Source organism: Rhodococcus sp. BP-332, from assembly GCF_019836065.1.
Lineage (GTDB): Bacteria > Actinomycetota > Actinomycetes > Mycobacteriales > Mycobacteriaceae > Rhodococcoides.
This window is the reverse complement of the sequence record NZ_JABUEC010000001.1, coordinates 344,275-360,215: the sequence shown is the minus strand read 5'-3', so window position 1 is coordinate 360,215 and position 15,941 is coordinate 344,275. Positions and strand designations below refer to the sequence as shown.

Sequence of the window (15,941 nt, the reverse complement as noted above, 5' to 3'; positions counted from 1 at the left end):
CCCGATCGGGACGGCCGGGTGGCACGATGGGTGTCATGGCACGTCTCGATTTCGAAGCACTCAATTCCACGTTGCGCTACTCGATGCACTCGGTGTTCACGGCTCGGCCGGGCGCTCTCGGTGAGGATCGGGAGGCGGTGCTCGCCGAGGCCCGCGCGTTCTTCGACGGTCTCGACGAGACCGACGTCGTGGTGCGCGGGATCTACGACGTGGCCGGACTGCGCGCCGACGCCGACTTCATGATCTGGTGGCACGCGGAGAAGATCGAGGACCTGCAGGCGGCGTACGCGCGCTTCCGTCGGTCCACGGCTCTCGGCCGCGCGTGCGACGCGTTCTGGAGCAACGCCGCGTTGCACCGCCCCGCGGAGTTCAACAAGTCGCACGTCCCGGCCTTCATCGCCGGCGAGGAGCCGGGCGCCTACATCTGCGTGTACCCGTTCGTCCGCTCGCTCGACTGGTACCTGCTGCCCGACGCGGAGCGTCGCACGATGCTCGCCGACCACGGCAAGGCGGCACGCGGCTACAAGGACGTGCGCGCCAACACCGTCCCGTCGTTCGCCCTGGGCGACTACGAGTGGATTCTCGCGTTCGAGGCTCCGACGCTGGACCGCATCGTCGACCTCATGCGTGATCTGCGTGCGACCGAGGCCAGACGTCATGTGCGGGAGGAAGTTCCGTTCTTCAGCGGACCCCGGGTGACGGTCGAGGCGCTCGTCGAGTCACTTCCGTGACCGCCCCGGCCGCGGTGCTCTTCGACTTCTCCGGCACGCTGTTCCGTCTCGAGGAGGACGAGAGCTGGTTCACCGATCTGCGCGTCGGCGACGACGAGCAGATCGACGGTCGTCTTCAGGCCGAGTTGATGCGCCGCATGACCCAGCCCGTCGGGTCGGTGGTCACCCTGGACGACGACGGCCACCGGGCGTGGGAGGCTCGCGATCTCGACCCCGCGATGCACCGGGCCGCCTACCTGGCAGTGCTGAAGGCGTCGGGTGTGCACCGCGTCGAGCACGCCGAGGCGTTGTACGACAAAGTGATCGACCCGTCCTCGTGGACGCCGTACCCCGACACGGCGCGAGTGCTGCACGGCCTCGCCGATCGCGGCGTTCCCGTGGCGGTGGTCAGCAACATCGCGTTCGATCTGCGCGCGGCGTTCGATCTGCTCGGCGTGCACGACACCGTCGCGCACTACGCTCTGTCGTTCGAGGTGGGCGCCGTCAAGCCCGATGCCGCGATCTTCCGTTCCGCCGTGGACGCTCTGGGCGTCGACCCGGCCTCGTGCCTGATGGTCGGCGACAGCGAGGAGGCCGACGGCGGAGCGCAGGCGCTCGGTATGTCCTTCGCGCTGCTCGATCCACTGCCGACGTCCGAACGACCGTCGGCTCTGCTCGACGCCGTGGCGGCGCACGGTCTCGCGCTCGCGTAGGGCGCCGTGACGTCCGCGCGCCGTGGGGTGCAGCACATGGCCCACTTCGGTATGTACACCGCCGACACGGACGGCCGGGACGTGGTCGCGGTCCGTCCGCCGACGGGCGACGCCGATCCGTCCCCGATCCTGGGCAACGTTCCCGGGTCGGTGACCCATCGCTCGCGCATCCGTCGACCGGCGGTGCGTCGGGGCTGGCTCGAGAACGGCCCCGGACCGTCCACCGCGCGTGGCGCCGATGCGTTCGTCGAGATGGAGTGGGACGAGTTCCTCCCCCTGCTCGCCGGCGAGCTCCGTCGAGTCGTGCGCGAGCACGGCAACGAGGCCGTCTTCGGCGGGTCGTACGGGTGGGGCAGCGCGGGCCGGTTCCACCACGCGCAGAGTCAGGTTCACCGGTTCCTGAACACCCTGGGTGGCTACACGCGGTCGGTGGGCAGCTACTCCCTCGGCGCCACCGGCACGATCATGCCGCGGGTCATGGGGACGCACTGGAAGATGTTCTCGCGCTCCACCTCGTGGGACGTGATCGCCGAGCACACCGATCTACTGGTCGCGTTCGGCGGGGTTCCGCTGAAGAACACGTCGGTCAATCACGGTGGCACCAGCGATCATCCGACACGCGACGCGCTGCATCGCCTCCGTGCGCGCGGCGGCCGGATCGTCTCGATCTCGCCGCTGCGTGACGACACGGACGGAGCGGCGGAGTGGATCGCACCCGTACCGGGGTCGGACGTCGCCCTCATGTTGGGGCTGGCACACGTACTCGCCTCGGAGGGGTTGCACGACACCGCGTTCCTGCAGCGGTACACCACCGGGTACGACGTCTTCGAGCGCTACCTGCTCGGCGAGACGGACGGTGTCCCGAAGTCACCGGAGTGGGCGCAGAGTCTGACGGGAGTCCCGGCGTCGGACATCACCGCCCTGGCGCGGCGCATGGCTCGCGCCACCACGCTGGTCACCGTCACCTGGTCACTGCAGCGCATCCGCCACGGTGAGCAGGCGCCGTGGATGGGTCTCACGCTCGCCGCGATGCTCGGCGGCGTCGGTGTGCCGGGCGCGGGCTTCGGCCACGGCTACGGGTCGATGAACGAGCCCGGCCTGGCACCCGTGCCGTATCCGCTGCCCACGCTTCCCCAGGGCATCAACGGTGTGTCGACGTCGATTCCGGTCGCCGCGATCTCGGACATGCTGTTGAACCCTGGTGGGCCGTACGACGCGGACGGCACCGCGTCGACGTATCCGGACATCCGGCTGCTGCACTGGGCCGGCGGCAACCCGTTCCATCACCACCAGGACATCGGCCGGTTGCGCATCGCGCTGGCTCGCCCCGAGACCATCGTGGTGCACGAGCCGTACTGGACACCGATGGCACGGCACGCCGACTTCGTGGTGCCGTCGACGACGACCCTCGAACGCGACGACCTGAGCTGCACCCGCAACGACCCGCTGCTCGTGGCGATGCAGGCCGCCGTCCCGCCCTTCGCCGACAGCCGCGACGACTACGACACCTTCGCGCTGCTCGCGCGAGAGCTCGGCGTCGAGTACGAATTCACGGAAGGTCGCTCGTCCGCGGACTGGCTGCGGCACCTCTACGACCAGTGGCGACGGTTCGTGTCCGATGCGGGGCGGGTGACGCCGCCTGTGTTCGACGAGTTCTGGACCGAGGGAACGTTCCGGATGGACACCGAGGACGGTCTGACGCTGCTGTCCGATTTTCGCGACGATCCCGAGCGGGCCCCCTTGCGGACACCGAGCGGGCGCATCGAGATCTTTTCGGCCGACATCGAGTCGTTCGGCTACGCCGACTGCGGGGGACACCCACGGTGGTACGCACCGGACGAGTGGCTGGGCGGTGAACGCGCACAGGCGTTCCCGCTGCACCTGATCGCGAACCAACCGCGGACCCGGTTACACAGCCAACTCGACCACGGGGCCGTGAGCCTCGCGTCGAAGATTCAGGGCCGGGAACCGATGCGGATGCATCCCGCGGACGCCGCAGCGCGCGGACTCCGCGACGGCGAGGTGGTGCGGGTGTTCAACGACCGTGGCTCGTGCCTCGCGGGGCTCGTCGTCGACGATCGCCTGCGCGAGCGCGTGGTGCAACTGTCGACCGGCGCCTGGTACGACCCGCTCGATCCGTCGGACCCGCGCTCGATGTGCGTGCACGGCAATCCGAACGTGCTCACCGCCGACCGCGGCACGTCGTCGCTCGCGCAGGGGTCCACCGGCCAGCACGTCCTGGTGGACGTCGAGAAGTGGACCGGCGAACTGCCGCCGATCCGCGCGCACGATCAGCCGGAGTTCGTCGATCGTGGGGACGTGCGTCAGAAGTAGACGCGGCTGATGACCTGGGCGACCAGCGCGGGCTTCGTCGCACCCTCGATCTCGATGGTCGAGTCGACGGTCATCTGCACCGCTCCGCCGTCCAGCCGATCTGCTGCGGCGAGGACGGCCGTCAGACGAACGCGCGACCCGACGAGCACAGGATTGACGAAGCGAACCTTGTTGCTGCCGTAGTTGACTCCCATCGTGGAGTTCTCGACCGTGTAGGTCTGCCAGGACAGGGCCGGCAACAGGGACAGCGTGAGGTACCCGTGGGCGACGGGACCACCGAAGGGGCTCTCCTTCGCGGCGCGCTCGGGATCCACGTGGATCCACTGGTGGTCACCGGTGGCGTCGGCGAACTGGTTCACGCGCTCCTGCGTGATCTCCAGCCAGTCGCTGGTGCCGATGGTCTCGCCGAGGGCGGACACGATGTCGTCCGCGGACGTGAAGGTACGCATGGAGCCGACACTAGCGGCGGCGAGCCGTTCTGCACAGAACCTCTGTCGGGGCGCCACATCCGGCCCTGCGGACCCGGCCTGGGTGCAGGACGAGCGCAGTACGATGCGCCGATGACGTCACACCCGGAACCCACCGGCCTACTCGAGCGCGCCGAGACGGGTGTCGATCTCGTGCTGGAGCGCGTCCTGGACGTACCGATCGACGACGTCTGGGACAGTCTCACCGTCAGTGAGCGCACCGCGCGGTGGTACGGCAGCTGGGAGGGAACGCCGGGAGCCGGCAGCACCGTGCGGGTGACGATGGGGTTGGAGGAGAACGCACCCGCCTCCGACCTGACGATCCTGGCGTGTGACGCGCCGAGGTATCTCGCACTGGAGTCCGACGGGTGGACGTTCGACGTGACGCTCAGGACCACGGGAGACGGGACCACGTTGACGTTCCGGCACCACCTGACGACGACGGACGGCCTCGAGGACATCGGCCCGGGATGGGAGTACTACCTCGACATGCTGGTCTCCACACACACGGAAGGGTGGTCGCCGTCCTTCGACGACTACCACCCGTCCCAGTGCGGGTACTACGGCTCACTCAGCCCTTCGGCTCCAGCGTGAGCGAGATCGAGTTGATGCAGTACCGCTGATCGGTCGGGGTGGGGTAGCCCTCGCCCTCGAAGACGTGGCCGAGGTGACTGTGGCAGTTGCTGCACAGGACCTCGGTGCGCTTCATGCCCATCGACCGGTCGACCTTCAGGATCACGGCGTCGGTGTCCTTGGGATCGAAGAAGGACGGCCACCCGCAGTGGGACTCGAACTTCTCGGTGCTGCGGAACAGTTCGGCGTCACAGGCGCGGCACTTGTAGACGCCCTCGGTGGTGGTGTCGGTGTACTCGCCGACGAACGGCCGCTCGGTGCCGGCCTTGCGCAGCACTGCGTACTCGGCTGCGGTGAGCTTGGTACGCCACTCGTCGTCGGACAGCTCGAACGTGGGCTTCTTCTCTGGTGCGGAACTCATGCCTCCACGCTAATGCGTGGCCGCGGTTCCCGCTGTCGTCGCAGGTACAGGCTTCGGTGAGGTCGTGTTCTCGTCGAGCAGGAACGCCGGATCGATGCCGCCGTCCAGCCGGCCCTCGCGGCGCGCGGTGAGATAGCGACCGACGAGCACGGCGAAGATCACGACGATGATCAGCGACCAACCCCACGTCGTGCGGAGGTACTCGATGGAGCGCCCGAACTCCGGGAAGCGGCCGACGAGCCAGCTGTCGTAGCTGAGGAACCCGTACACGGCGAGCCACGCCGGCCAGTTGCGCATCACCGAGTTGCGCAGCACCACCGACATGATCAGCGGGAACAGCATCATCGAGTAGTACATCTGGCCGAGCGACGCGAGCAGGAACGATGCGACCAGCAGCAGCCCACCCGCAGTGGTCACGAAGAACAGTTCGTCGTGGCGGTAGTACTTCCACAGCAGCCACAGGGACACGAGCACCATCACGGCGAACACGGCGCGGAGCGCGAGCACCAGCGCGGTGGGCAGTCCGTAGTAGAGGCCGTTGCCGACGATCGCGCTGTTGAAGTAGTCCCGCGTCTCGAGGAGGTACGGCACCGTGTGGGAGACGAAGGCCATCGGGTCGACCGACAGCGGGAGGGCGAGCAGCGTCAGAACGACGGGGATACCGACGGCGGTGACGAAGACCCGCCACTCCTTGCGGACGAGCGGCAGCAGAAGCAGCGGTGCGAGAGTCGGTTTGACGGCGATGGTCAGGCCGATGGCGGCGCCGGACCAGTACGGGTGCCGCCTCAACAGCAGCATCATGAACAGCACTTCGCCCAGCAGGATCAGGCCGTTGATGTTGGTGAAGATCAGTGTGTTGGTGACGGTCTCGGTGGAGAACGCGGCGAGCAGCACCACCGGTGCGGCCACCGACGACAGGCCGAGCTGGAACATGCGCAGCAGTAGGTAGAGCGCGACGATCACGGCGGCGGCGTTGACTCCGATGAACAACCAGCGCGAGCGCTCGGGGTCCAGCACGGCCAGCGGCGCGATGATCAGCGTCCCGCTCGGCGGATAGAGATAGTGCGGGTCGACCGAGTCGAAGTTCGCCGTGTAGACCTCGCGCCGGTTCAGAAATGCCAACGCGGCGTTGTAGACCGGGCGGAAATCGTCGGTGATGTTGCCGTTGACGGCCTTGACGATCACGCGATTGAGGACCGTCAGGATGGCGATGGGCCACAACGCGAAACGGATCACCTGCGCGGTGGTCTCACCAGTTCGCGGTTCGAGATGACGGAACGACACCCGGAGACGGTACCCCGGCAACTAGGCCGGACACGCATTACCGCCTTCCGGCACGTCGCCCGTTTCGAGGTACGCCGCGACGGCCGCGCGCCCGCACCCTGAGCCCACCGACACGGGGTGTCCGATGCCGTCCCAGGTGATCGTCGTGGTGGCCGCGCCGGCCGCGCCCAACGCTCCCGTGACCGCCGGAAGCGGCTCCGTACCGGTGACGGCGTCGGCGTTCCCGCTGAGCACCAGGACCGGGAGCCCCAGGGTGGAGGGGACGGGCGGCGGGGTGGTCGCCGGCCACGCCGAGCAGGTGAGCAGGTTCAACGCCGCCGTCGCACCGAAGGCCGGGTACTGGCCCGACCACGACGTCTGCAGCTCCCGGACCCGGTCGGGCGCGGGCCACTGCTGGCCGTCGGTGCAGCGGCTCACGAAATGACCGTCGGTCTCGGTCAGAGCACGCACCTCGTCGACCGCGTCGTCGAGTGCGGTGGTGTTCCCGGCGAGCGCACCTGCCACCGTGTCCGACGTGGAGCGCACCCGCGCGGCGCCGTCGCCGGTGGACGGATGCGCCAGCAGGTGGACGACTGCCTGTCGAACGGTGGCACCGGACAGCGGTGCGAGATCACCGGCGTCGGCGCGGCGGAACAACTCCACCACCTGTGAGCGCGGATCCGCCCCGAGCGAGCATCCGACGGCGGCGCATCGGGTGGCGAACGCCGTCAGGGCGGCCTCCTCCCCGCGCACGGTCTGCTCGGCGCTGGTGACGGCGTCGGTGATGACGCTCGTGGGGGAATCGAGCACGAGACGGGCGACGTGGTCGCCGTACGCGGCCGCGTACCCGAGCGCGACGAGGGCGCCGTTGCCCGATCCCAGGAGCGACAGGGCACGCACTCCCCACGCCTCCCGGAGCGCCTCGAGATCGTCGGCGCTGTTGGTGACCCCGAAGATGAGTGCCTCGGGAAGCAGGAAGTCGGTACACGCGATCGTCGCGTCGCGGGCGAGGGTCGCGACCTTGTCCGCCGCGTCGGTGCCGGGTGAGTACTGCCCGAGGTCGGTCAGCGCGTCGCGGGTGGACGTGGCACCCGAGTAGCAGTCGAACGGCGCGGAGTTGCCGATGCCGCGCCGATCGACACCGACGATCGGGTGGGCGTCGAGGAGCGCGGTGTCCGGCTGCGCGGCGAGCGCCGCCATGTCCGCGGACGACGGTCGATCGGTGCCGGACGTGTAGACCAGGGGCGCCGCGTCCGCCGGCGTGGCGGCCGTGCGCACGCGGACCGCGGAGAGTTCGAACGTGCCGTCCGAGGCGACGGTGCGGTCGATGGGAGCGGGGAAGGTCGCGCAGTCCACCAGCACTCCGGGCGCGGCCGTGACCCCGCGAGCAGCGGTGGTGCGGGCCGTGCAGTCGGTCCAGTTCAGGTCGGTGACCGGTGCCTCGAGAGGACGTGGCCCCTCGTCGGTGGGTTCGGTCGTCGTGGGCCCGCCGTCGGACCCGGCCGATCCACCCTCGATCGCCACGTCCGGACGGGTCGACGGTCCGGCCCCGCACGCGGCGGCGACCACGACGACGGCCGTCAGGGCGGCGAGCCGTGACCCGAACCTCGACATCTGCATACGTTCAGCGTGCCATCTCGCGCGCACGTACCCAGCGCACCAGGATGGTCCCGTCGTCGTCGAGCAGGATGTGGCCCGGGGTCATCGGGCGGTCGACGGCGGCATCGGACGTCGCCATCCGGCCCGAGGTACCGGCGCTGAGGGTGGGCGAGGTGGTCACGCAGACCTCGTCGACGACATCCGCGGCGAGAAGCGACCCGAAGAGTCCGGGCCCGCCCTCGCACAGCACTCGCTGCAGGCCGAGGTCCTGCAGCAGCGCGACCACGACGTCGCCGGTGAGGTCGCCGTCGGCGCGGACGACGGTGAGCCCGGCGTCGCGCAGTGCCTGCACCTTGTCCTCGGGCGCGTGCGAGGTGGTCAGCACGATCGGCGGCACCTCCGCGCCCGTCACCACCGTCGACTCGGGATCGACGCTCGCGGAGCCGGTCACCACGACGATCGGAGGGACCTCGCTCTGACCCCGCGCGGTGCGCGCGGCGCGCACCGCGTCGGACACCTCGACACCTCCGTAGTTCTCTGCCGTGACGGTGCCCGATCCCACCAGGACGGCGTCGGCGAGCGAGCGGAGCTCGCCGAAGACCGCCTTGTCAGCAGGGGTCCCCAGTCCACCGGACACCCCGTCCTGCGACACCGCACCGTCGATGCCCGCCACGAAGTTGACGCGGATCCAGGGGGAGTGGAGCTCGGCCGGATACGCGTAGAGATCGGTGAGATCGTCGTCGGTCACTGTGAGGTAGGTCCCATTATCGATACGCTGCACAAAAGCCATCACACCACGTCGTTAACCTCGTCCCATGCCACAACGCCTCGTCGACCGCGATCCCGTGGTGCCCGCCGACCAGCTGATCGCCCAGATGGTGCCGCCGGCGATGTTCGACGACGTGAGTTTCGCGTCCTACATCCCGGACCCGAACGAGCCGACGCAGGCCGAGGCCGTGCGCAAGGCGGAGGAGTTCGCCGGCAAGGTCGCGAAGATCCGGTCGGGCGGCAAGCGCGGTCTGTTCGGCAAGAAGACGCCGGCATCCGGCGCAGGTCTGTACCTCGACGGTGGGTTCGGCGTCGGCAAGACCCACCTGCTGGCGTCGATCTTCCACGCGTCGCCGGAGCCCAAGGCGTTCGGCACCTTCGTCGAGTTGACGCACGTCGTCGGAGCTCTCGGATTCACGAAGGCGCTCGACGAGCTGTCCGGGCACAGCGTGCTGTGCATCGACGAGTTCGAGCTCGACGATCCGGGCGACACGATGTTGGTGTCTCGGTTGCTCACCGAGTTGGCCGCCAAGGGCGTCTCCATCGTCGCGACGTCCAACACGCTGCCCGGCCAGTTGGGCGAGGGTCGCTTCGCCGCTCAGGACTTCCTGCGTGAGATCAAGAAGCTCGGCTCGATCTTCGAGTCCATTCGTGTCGACGGTCCCGACTACCGGCACCGCGACCTGCCCCCGGCTCCGGACCCGATCGGCGCGGACCAGATCGAAGCCGCCGCGGCGGCCGTCGAGGGATCGACGCTCGACGACTTCGACGCGCTGGTGAAGCATCTGAGCACCCTGCACCCGTCGCGCTACGGGAAGTTGATCGAGGGTGTCACGGCCGTCTTCATCGAGAACGTCCACGCGGCACCTGACCAGTCCGTGGCGCTGCGCCTCGTCGTGCTGGCCGACCGCCTGTACGACGCGGGTACGCCGGTCACCGTGTCGGGTGCGAAGCTCGACGAGCTCTTCACCGAGGAGATGCTCCAGGGCGGATACCGGAAGAAGTACCTGCGCGCGACGTCGCGTCTGCTGGCGCTCTCGCGCTTCGCCTCCGTCTGAGTCGCTACCGTCCGAGTCGGCGTCAGGTGAGGTCGCGCTGCATGACGAAGTCCTCGTGCAGCACGGCTCCCAGCGCGAAACGCTTCTCTCCCAGCTGCCGGAAACCGCTGCGCCGATAGAACGCCAGCGCGCGGGCGTTCTGCTGGTTCACTCCGAGCCACAGCGCGCTGCGTCCGAGCCGTCGAGCCTCGTCCGCGGCCGACTCCATCAGTGCTGCAGCAACTCCCGTGCCGTGGGCGGCGGGGTCGCTGTACATCTTGCTCACCTCCACGGCGTCCGTGGCCGTGAGGGCGCTCGACACGTCCGGGTCGGTCGACGCCGACAGGATCAGCATCGTGTACCCGACCAGTGCCGTGCCCTGCGGAGCAACCCGCACGATGCGCTCGTCGTCGTCGAGGTAGGTGCGGAACGCCGACTCCGACAGCACGGTCGCCACGAAATGGTCGATGTCCTCCTGCAGCGTTCCGGGTGGACACGCCAGGGGGAAGGTCCGTCCCGCCAGATCGGCGAGGGCCGGCACGTCGGCGTGCGTGGCGCGTCTCGTGGGCTGTGTCGCCACCCGTCAGGCCGATCGAGGGTGGGCGGCGTGGGGGCGGTCCGTCGCCTCCACGGCGTCCACCACGTTCTTCGCTTGTCGCAGAGGCATTCCCGTGCGATCGCGCAGCAGCGACATCGCCTGCGCCGGCTTGCGCGCGTGCACCAGAGCGGCCACGGCGGTGTGCGTCTCGGCGTCGACGGGATGACGGTCGACGGTCTCCGTCCGTGCGGCGGCGGTGCGGTGTCGCAGCGCGAACCAGGTGACGACGACGGCGAGATCGATGACCACGAGAGCCACGACGAACCAACCCCAGGTAGGCATGAGGCAAGTCAATCACCCTGCGCCGGACGCACACGGCGATTCGGGTGATCGGCGGGCGATCGCCGTTGTGTCTTCTCACTCCCGACGTCCGAGACGTGTCGTTCACGACACCGGACGATCGGGTAGGCGGAGGATGAACGACGAACGGACGAACGACGGCGCGGGGTCACGACGCCGCAGCGTGGCGACGACGAGAGGATCGACATGAGCGAACAGATGACGGTGCAGTACTTCACGGGTCGCGTGGACCGGGTCAAGGCAGCGGTTCAGAAGGCCGTCGACGAGGCGGGCGCGTACGGCAGCGATCAGCTGGTGGCGGATTTCGAGTGGATCCAGTACGCCCACGATCACGTGCACGTGACGACGCGCGACGAGGTGGACTACGTCGACGACGAGACGACGACGCGGCACCTCGACGAGCTGTTCGAGCGGTACCGAGTGGGATGAGGCGGAATGCACGAAGCCCCCGTCCGAGGACGGGGGCTTCGTGTGGTGGTGCGCGATACTGGGATTGAACCAGTGACCTCTTCCGTGTCAGGGAAGCGCTCTCCCGCTGAGCTAATCGCGCGGGACCCGGTGACGGGTGACGAGGTGGAGACGGGAATCGAACCCGTGTGCACGGCTTTGCAGGCCGTTGCCTCACCACTCGGCCACTCCACCGTGGTGACGAGAACCCCGGCTCGTGAGAACCGGGGGACTCGATACCCTCGAGCGGACGACGGGATTCGAACCCGCGACCCCAACCTTGGCAAGGTTGTGCGCTACCAGCTGCGCCACGTCCGCACACTCCTCGGTGGCGTTTCCGCCTCCGTGGTGCGGTTCGAAACATTAGCCCACGTCGGCCGGAAGTCACAAATCCGCTGTTCACACCGTGTTTCCCTGCCGTCACTCCTGTCACGACCGCCGCAGGGTCGGTCGGCCGCAGCGGTGGCCGGCGCGGGTCGGGGTCCGTGTTGGGAGCACCCTCGGGGACGTGTTAACGTTTCCCCTCGTTCGGACGGCGTGCTCGCACGCGGCCCGGTCCCGTGGCTCAGTGGAAGAGCGTCCCGTTCACACCGGGAAGGTCGCTGGTTCGATCCCAGCCGGGACCACAGAGAAGACGACAGGCCCTCGCTGCAGCGGGGGCCTTTCGCCGTTCCGAGGTCGGTGTCCCCGGGTATGGTGACCTGGTGAGTACCGACAAGGCCCCCGCAGACAGGGTCGCCCCCGCAGAGCGCGCAGCGACTGCCGACCCGTCCGCGGTGACGGACTCCGGAGCGCGCGAGCGCGGCAGCCGCGGGCGCGATGAGCGCAGCCGGTACCGCGAGTGGCGTGACGGCATCGCCTCGCGCCCGACCGTGGATCGTGCGTACCGCATCGCGGTGGCCGCGGTAGGAACCGTCGTCCTCGCCCTCGGCATCGTCGCCATCCCGTATCCCGGTCCCGGATGGCTCATCGTCTTCGCCGGTCTCGGCATCCTCGCCTCGGAGTTCGCGTGGGCCAAGACCGTCCTGCACTGGGTGCGGGCCCGGTACGACACGTTCATGGAGTGGTTCGGTCGGCAGAACATCGTCGTCAAGGGACTCGGCGCACTGTTGACCACCGTGGTCGTGCTCGCCACGCTGTGGCTGCTCGGCGCCCTCGAGCTGGTCGCCGGTTGGGTGGGCCTGGACTGGGCGTGGCTGCAGAGCCCACTCTGACCGCCGCGGACGTCGTCACGCGCACCGCGAAGGCGCTGCCGTGGACCGCGAACCTCATGGTGGTCCCGCCCGGGGACGGCTGGGACATCCCCGATCCAGCGCTGCTGGACGTCGCACTGGCTCGGTCCGCCGCGCGGTGGCCCGACGTCTCGGACACCACGTGCGCGACGCTGTGGTGGTACGGCTCCAGCTCGACGCTCGCACTGGTCCTCGGCGCTCAGATGCTCGTCACCGGGCACTGCGTCGACCCGACGGCTCCCGATGCGGTGGTGGCGATCGGCGACACCGGGACCGTCGCCGCACTGACGTCGCCCACGGTGGCGACGTCGGCGGACACAGTCGTGGCGGACCTGGTCGAACGCCTGGTCGGGGGGCTCGCACAGCGCGTGCCGGGGCTGTCCGCACCGAGCCTGTGGGCGATCGCCTCGGACTCCGTGGCCAACCGGGTGCTCGACGTGGCCTCCGCACTCGGACGCGTGGCCGACGCCACCGCGGTGGCGCGGCTCTTCACGTCGCAGGCTCGGACGCATCGGTTCCCCGGACCGCGTTTCGTGGACGTGACGGCGGACGCGATCGTCACACCGGCGACCGAGAGTGCGCCGGATGCGCACTCTCGCCGTGTCGTCCGTCGTGGATCGTGCTGTCTGGTCTTCGAGGCCGGGATCGACATGTGCGTCAGCTGCCCGCGTCGTACCCCCGAGGACAGAGCCCGACGGTGGTCGGCGCTTCTCTGACGCGCCAGGCGTTCGGGCGAGGTGTCTGCCGCGTCCCCGATGCCGATACGCTGTGCACGACACCCGACCCACACCTGTCGCCGCCGCCCCACCCGGGCGGCACCGACCCACGTCCGTAGGAGCGCATCACCGTGAGCATGCCCGATTCCGCTGTCCTCGCACCTCGCATCAGCGTGGCCGCAGGGACGACCGCCGGAACGGCGCTGCGCGACACCGGCCTTCCCAACAAGGGGCCGGACGCCATCGTGGTGGTCCGGGACGAGGAGGGTCGACTCCGCGACCTGTCGTGGGCTCCCGAGGCGGACACCGAGGTCGAGCCCGTGCGCGCCGACAGCGAGGACGGCCGCAGCGTCATCCGCCACTCGGCCGCGCACGTGCTGGCCCAGGCGGTCCAGGAGATGTTCCCGAACGCGAAGCTGGGCATCGGCCCGCCTATCGAGAACGGCTTCTACTACGACTTCGACGTGGAGAACCCGTTCACTCCGGAGGACCTGACCAAGCTCGAGAAGAAGATGAAGCAGATCATCAAGAGTGGTCAGCGGTTCTCGCGGCGCGTCTACGACTCCCTCGACGCCGCCAAGGCCGAGCTGGCCGACGAGCCGTACAAGCTCGAACTCGTCGACGACAAGGGCTCGGTCGACGATCCCGAGGTCATGGAGGTGGGCGGGGGAGAGCTCACCGCCTACGACAACCTGAACCCGCGGACCGGCGATCGCGAGTGGGGCGATCTGTGCCGCGGACCGCACGTGCCCACCACCAAGTACATCCCGGCGTTCAAGCTCACCCGCAGCTCGGCCGCGTACTGGCGCGGCGATCAGTCGAAGGCCGATCTACAGCGCGTGTACGGCACCGCCTGGGAGTCGCAGGAGGCGCTCGACGCGTACCTCGAGCTCCTCGCGGAGGCCGAGCGTCGCGATCACCGCAAGCTGGGGTCGGAGCTCGACCTGTTCAGCTTCCCCGACGAGTTGGGATCCGGCCTGCCGGTCTTCCACCCCAAGGGTGGCATCGTGCGCAAGGAGCTCGAGGACTACTCGCGCCAGCGCCATGTCGAGCAGGGCTACGAGTTCGTCTACTCACCGCACATCACCAAGAGCACGCTGTACGAGGTCTCCGGTCACCTCGACTGGTACAAGGACGGCATGTTCCCCGCGATGCATCTCGACGCGGAACTCGCCGAGGACGGCACGGTGCGCAAGCCCGGCCAGGACTACTACCTGAAGCCGATGAACTGCCCGATGCACAACCTGATCTTCGACTCCCGCGGCCGCTCGTACCGCGAACTTCCGTTGCGGCTGTTCGAGTTCGGGTCGGTCTACCGCTACGAGAAGTCGGGCGTCATCCATGGTCTGACCCGTGTGCGCGGTATGACGCAGGACGACGCTCATATCTACTGCACTCGCGAGCAGATGCACGAGGAGCTCACGAACACGCTGAACTTCGTACTCGGACTCTTGAAGGACTACGGCCTCGACGACTTCTATCTCGAGCTCTCCACCCGTAACCCCGACAAGTCCGTCGGCTCCGACGAGGTGTGGGAGGAGGCCACCGCCACCCTCGCCGAGGTCGCCGCGGCCTCCGGGCTGCACCTCGTTCCCGATCCGGGCGGCGCCGCGTTCTACGGACCCAAGATCTCGGTGCAGGCGAAGGACGCGCTCGGCCGGACATGGCAGATGTCGACCATTCAGCTCGACTTCAACCTGCCCGATCGTTTCGGCCTCGAGTACACCGGCAGCGACGGTGTGAAGACGCGCCCCGTCATGATCCACCGCGCACTGTTCGGTTCCATCGAACGCTTCTTCGGTGTGCTGACCGAGCACTACGCGGGTGCCTTCCCGGCGTGGCTCGCCCCCGTGCAGGTGGTGGGCATCCCCGTCGCCGAGGCGTACGCGGACCACCTCTTCGGTGTGATCGCCGCGCTTCGGAAGTCGGGCATCCGCGCCGAGGTCGACGCCAGTGACGACCGCATGCAGAAGAAGATCCGCAACCACACCACGCAGAAGGTGCCGTTCATGCTGCTGGCCGGGCAGAACGACGCGGATGCCGGTGCGGTGAGCTTCCGCTTCCGCGACGGCACCCAGATCAACGGTGTCCCCGTCGACGACGCGGTCACGGCGGTCGCCTCCTGGGTGGCGCAGCGCCGCAACGAGTCCCCGACGGCGGACACCTTCGACACCATCCCCGGCGGGAGTGACGGAGCATGAGCGAGGACGACGCCACCGCCGACGCGGGAGCCATCGTGGACACCGGGACGGGTGACGAGGACCGCCTTCAGCGGCTCTGGTCGCCGCACCGGATGTCCTACATCGCGACGGCTCCGAAGGTCGACGACAAGATGGCGTCGGAGCCGTTCACCCAGATTCCCACGCTGGAGGACGAGGACGGGCTCATCGTCGCGCGCGGAGAGCACGTGTACGCGGTGCTGAATCTCTACCCGTACAACCCGGGTCACCTGATGGTGGTGCCGTACCGCAAGGTGGCCGACCTCGAGGACCTCACGGACGAGGAGAGCGTGGAGCTGATGCGGTTCACGCAGCACGCGATCCGCACGATGAAGCGGGTCTCACGCCCGCACGGGTTCAACGTCGGGCTCAATCTCGGTGCGCCCGCGGGCGGTTCGCTCGCCGAGCACCTGCACCAGCACGTCGTCCCGCGGTGGGGCGGTGACGCCAACTTCATCACCGTCATCGGCGGTGCGAAGGTCATGCCGCAACTCCTCCGAGACACTCGCGCGTTGCTCGCCGCCGCGTGGAAGGACTGACTCCG

At 68.8% G+C, this 15,941-nt stretch carries 17 protein-coding genes and 4 tRNA genes; 11 read left to right on the top strand and 10 right to left on the bottom strand.

Features of this window, described 5'->3' with window-relative positions:
* The first annotated feature begins 35 nt into the window (after positions 1 to 35).
* Genes hemQ through HQ314_RS01635 form a run of 3 tightly spaced genes read left to right on the top strand, consistent with a single transcriptional unit; the run spans position 36 to position 3,757 of the window.
* Complete coding sequence (gene hemQ, locus HQ314_RS01645) at positions 36 to 731, top strand: hydrogen peroxide-dependent heme synthase (protein WP_027505205.1); 696 nt, start codon at positions 36 to 38, stop codon at positions 729 to 731.
* Positions 728 to 1,423 carry an HAD family hydrolase gene (locus tag HQ314_RS01640; RefSeq protein ID WP_222649083.1) on the top strand — a complete coding sequence of 232 codons (696 nt, stop codon included), beginning with the start codon at positions 728 to 730 and terminating at the stop codon, positions 1,421 to 1,423. Before hemQ ends, HQ314_RS01640 begins: the two co-directional genes overlap by 4 nt.
* A 36-nt stretch (positions 1,424 to 1,459) precedes the next feature.
* On the top strand, positions 1,460 to 3,757 hold the full coding sequence (locus HQ314_RS01635) for a molybdopterin-dependent oxidoreductase (protein ID WP_222649081.1): 2,298 nt from the start codon (positions 1,460 to 1,462) through the stop codon (positions 3,755 to 3,757).
* On the opposite strand, the gene HQ314_RS01630 is transcribed toward HQ314_RS01635, so the two are convergent.
* Entirely contained in the window at positions 3,748 to 4,206 is a 459-nt protein-coding gene (locus tag HQ314_RS01630; RefSeq protein ID WP_056444801.1) for a MaoC family dehydratase, read from the bottom strand. The two genes, HQ314_RS01635 and HQ314_RS01630, sit on opposite strands and share 10 nt — an antisense overlap.
* A 111-nt stretch (positions 4,207 to 4,317) precedes the next feature.
* Between HQ314_RS01630 and HQ314_RS01625 the strand changes: the two genes are divergently transcribed.
* The gene (locus tag HQ314_RS01625) at positions 4,318 to 4,818 is read left to right on the top strand and encodes an SRPBCC domain-containing protein (protein ID WP_222649079.1); all 501 of its coding nucleotides are present in this window, start codon (positions 4,318 to 4,320) and stop codon (positions 4,816 to 4,818) included.
* Here HQ314_RS01625 and msrB read toward each other — a convergent pair.
* From msrB to HQ314_RS01605, 4 genes are read right to left on the bottom strand one after another with little or no spacing between them, the layout of a single operon-like run.
* Positions 4,796 to 5,218 carry a peptide-methionine (R)-S-oxide reductase MsrB gene (gene msrB, locus HQ314_RS01620; RefSeq protein ID WP_027505209.1) on the bottom strand — a complete coding sequence of 141 codons (423 nt, stop codon included), beginning with the start codon at positions 5,216 to 5,218 and terminating at the stop codon, positions 4,796 to 4,798. The genes HQ314_RS01625 and msrB overlap by 23 nt on opposite strands.
* 9 nt (positions 5,219 to 5,227) lie before the next feature.
* Positions 5,228 to 6,502, bottom strand: a complete 1,275-nt coding sequence (locus tag HQ314_RS01615; protein WP_222649077.1) for a glycosyltransferase family 87 protein — start codon at positions 6,500 to 6,502, stop codon at positions 5,228 to 5,230.
* Between the two features lie 21 nt (positions 6,503 to 6,523).
* On the bottom strand, positions 6,524 to 8,101 hold the full coding sequence (locus HQ314_RS01610; protein WP_222649075.1) for an alpha/beta hydrolase: 1,578 nt from the start codon (positions 8,099 to 8,101) through the stop codon (positions 6,524 to 6,526).
* A gap of 4 nt (positions 8,102 to 8,105) precedes the next feature.
* Positions 8,106 to 8,870 (bottom strand): pyrimidine reductase family protein, encoded by a 765-nt coding sequence (locus HQ314_RS01605; RefSeq protein ID WP_081821184.1) that lies wholly within the window; start codon positions 8,868 to 8,870, stop codon positions 8,106 to 8,108.
* A 25-nt stretch (positions 8,871 to 8,895) separates the two neighbouring features.
* On the opposite strand from HQ314_RS01605, the gene zapE reads away from it, so the two are divergent.
* Positions 8,896 to 9,906 carry a cell division protein ZapE gene (zapE, locus tag HQ314_RS01600; RefSeq protein ID WP_027505213.1) on the top strand — a complete coding sequence of 337 codons (1,011 nt, stop codon included), beginning with the start codon at positions 8,896 to 8,898 and terminating at the stop codon, positions 9,904 to 9,906.
* A 22-nt stretch (positions 9,907 to 9,928) separates the two neighbouring features.
* Here zapE and HQ314_RS01595 read toward each other — a convergent pair whose 3' ends face one another.
* Both HQ314_RS01595 and HQ314_RS01590 read right to left on the bottom strand, forming a co-directional pair.
* Complete coding sequence (locus HQ314_RS01595) at positions 9,929 to 10,465, bottom strand: GNAT family N-acetyltransferase (RefSeq protein ID WP_027505214.1); 537 nt, start codon at positions 10,463 to 10,465, stop codon at positions 9,929 to 9,931.
* 3 nt (positions 10,466 to 10,468) lie between these two features.
* Positions 10,469 to 10,765, bottom strand: coding sequence for a hypothetical protein (locus HQ314_RS01590; RefSeq protein ID WP_162246766.1), 297 nt, complete (start codon positions 10,763 to 10,765; stop codon positions 10,469 to 10,471).
* A 204-nt stretch (positions 10,766 to 10,969) separates the two neighbouring features.
* Between HQ314_RS01590 and HQ314_RS01585 the strand changes: the two genes are divergently transcribed.
* Positions 10,970 to 11,212, top strand: coding sequence for a hypothetical protein (locus tag HQ314_RS01585; RefSeq protein ID WP_162246765.1), 243 nt, complete (start codon positions 10,970 to 10,972; stop codon positions 11,210 to 11,212).
* Positions 11,213 to 11,258: 46 nt separating this feature from the next.
* On the opposite strand, the gene HQ314_RS01580 is transcribed toward HQ314_RS01585, so the two are convergent.
* From HQ314_RS01580 to HQ314_RS01570, 3 genes are all read right to left on the bottom strand, one after another.
* Positions 11,259 to 11,333, bottom strand: a tRNA-Val gene (locus HQ314_RS01580).
* A 21-nt stretch (positions 11,334 to 11,354) separates the two neighbouring features.
* Positions 11,355 to 11,425 (bottom strand) — tRNA-Cys (locus tag HQ314_RS01575).
* Between the two features lie 50 nt (positions 11,426 to 11,475).
* Positions 11,476 to 11,548, bottom strand: a tRNA-Gly gene (locus HQ314_RS01570).
* Between the two features lie 236 nt (positions 11,549 to 11,784).
* Here HQ314_RS01570 and HQ314_RS01565 point away from each other — a divergent pair.
* The 5 genes from HQ314_RS01565 (at position 11,785) to HQ314_RS01545 (ending at position 15,936) form a co-directional block, all read left to right on the top strand.
* Positions 11,785 to 11,856, top strand: a tRNA-Val gene (locus tag HQ314_RS01565).
* A gap of 150 nt (positions 11,857 to 12,006) precedes the next feature.
* Positions 12,007 to 12,444, top strand: a complete 438-nt coding sequence (locus tag HQ314_RS01560; protein WP_222649497.1) for a TIGR02611 family protein — start codon at positions 12,007 to 12,009, stop codon at positions 12,442 to 12,444.
* Positions 12,423 to 13,178: a (2Fe-2S)-binding protein gene (locus HQ314_RS01555; protein ID WP_222649073.1), complete on the top strand. Its 756-nt coding sequence runs from the start codon at positions 12,423 to 12,425 to the stop codon at positions 13,176 to 13,178. Before HQ314_RS01560 ends, HQ314_RS01555 begins: the two co-directional genes overlap by 22 nt.
* A gap of 137 nt (positions 13,179 to 13,315) precedes the next feature.
* A complete protein-coding gene (thrS, locus tag HQ314_RS01550) occupies positions 13,316 to 15,379 on the top strand; it encodes a threonine--tRNA ligase (protein WP_222649496.1) in 2,064 nt (687 codons plus the stop codon).
* Entirely contained in the window at positions 15,376 to 15,936 is a 561-nt protein-coding gene (locus HQ314_RS01545) for an HIT domain-containing protein (protein WP_027505217.1), read from the top strand. The genes thrS and HQ314_RS01545 overlap by 4 nt, the downstream gene beginning before the upstream one ends.
* Positions 15,937 to 15,941: the final 5 nt, after the last annotated feature.

Excerpts from the sequence above, each read along its gene's own strand:
- thrS (WP_222649496.1), top strand. The coding sequence starts at position 13,316 with ATGCCCGATTCCGCTGTCCTCGCACCTCGCATCAGCGTGGCCGCAGGG.
- HQ314_RS01610 (WP_222649075.1), bottom strand. The coding sequence starts at position 8,101 with ATGCAGATGTCGAGGTTCGGGTCACGGCTCGCCGCCCTGACGGCCGTC.
- HQ314_RS01635 (WP_222649081.1), top strand. The coding sequence starts at position 1,460 with ATGGCCCACTTCGGTATGTACACCGCCGACACGGACGGCCGGGACGTG.
- zapE (WP_027505213.1), top strand. The coding sequence starts at position 8,896 with ATGCCACAACGCCTCGTCGACCGCGATCCCGTGGTGCCCGCCGACCAG.
- HQ314_RS01545 (WP_027505217.1), top strand. The coding sequence starts at position 15,376 with ATGAGCGAGGACGACGCCACCGCCGACGCGGGAGCCATCGTGGACACC.
- HQ314_RS01590 (WP_162246766.1), bottom strand. The coding sequence starts at position 10,765 with ATGCCTACCTGGGGTTGGTTCGTCGTGGCTCTCGTGGTCATCGATCTC.
- HQ314_RS01605 (WP_081821184.1), bottom strand. The coding sequence starts at position 8,870 with ATGGCTTTTGTGCAGCGTATCGATAATGGGACCTACCTCACAGTGACC.
- msrB (WP_027505209.1), bottom strand. The coding sequence starts at position 5,218 with ATGAGTTCCGCACCAGAGAAGAAGCCCACGTTCGAGCTGTCCGACGAC.
- hemQ (WP_027505205.1), top strand. The coding sequence starts at position 36 with ATGGCACGTCTCGATTTCGAAGCACTCAATTCCACGTTGCGCTACTCG.
- HQ314_RS01630 (WP_056444801.1), bottom strand. The coding sequence starts at position 4,206 with ATGCGTACCTTCACGTCCGCGGACGACATCGTGTCCGCCCTCGGCGAG.
- HQ314_RS01585 (WP_162246765.1), top strand. The coding sequence starts at position 10,970 with ATGAGCGAACAGATGACGGTGCAGTACTTCACGGGTCGCGTGGACCGG.
- HQ314_RS01625 (WP_222649079.1), top strand. The coding sequence starts at position 4,318 with ATGACGTCACACCCGGAACCCACCGGCCTACTCGAGCGCGCCGAGACG.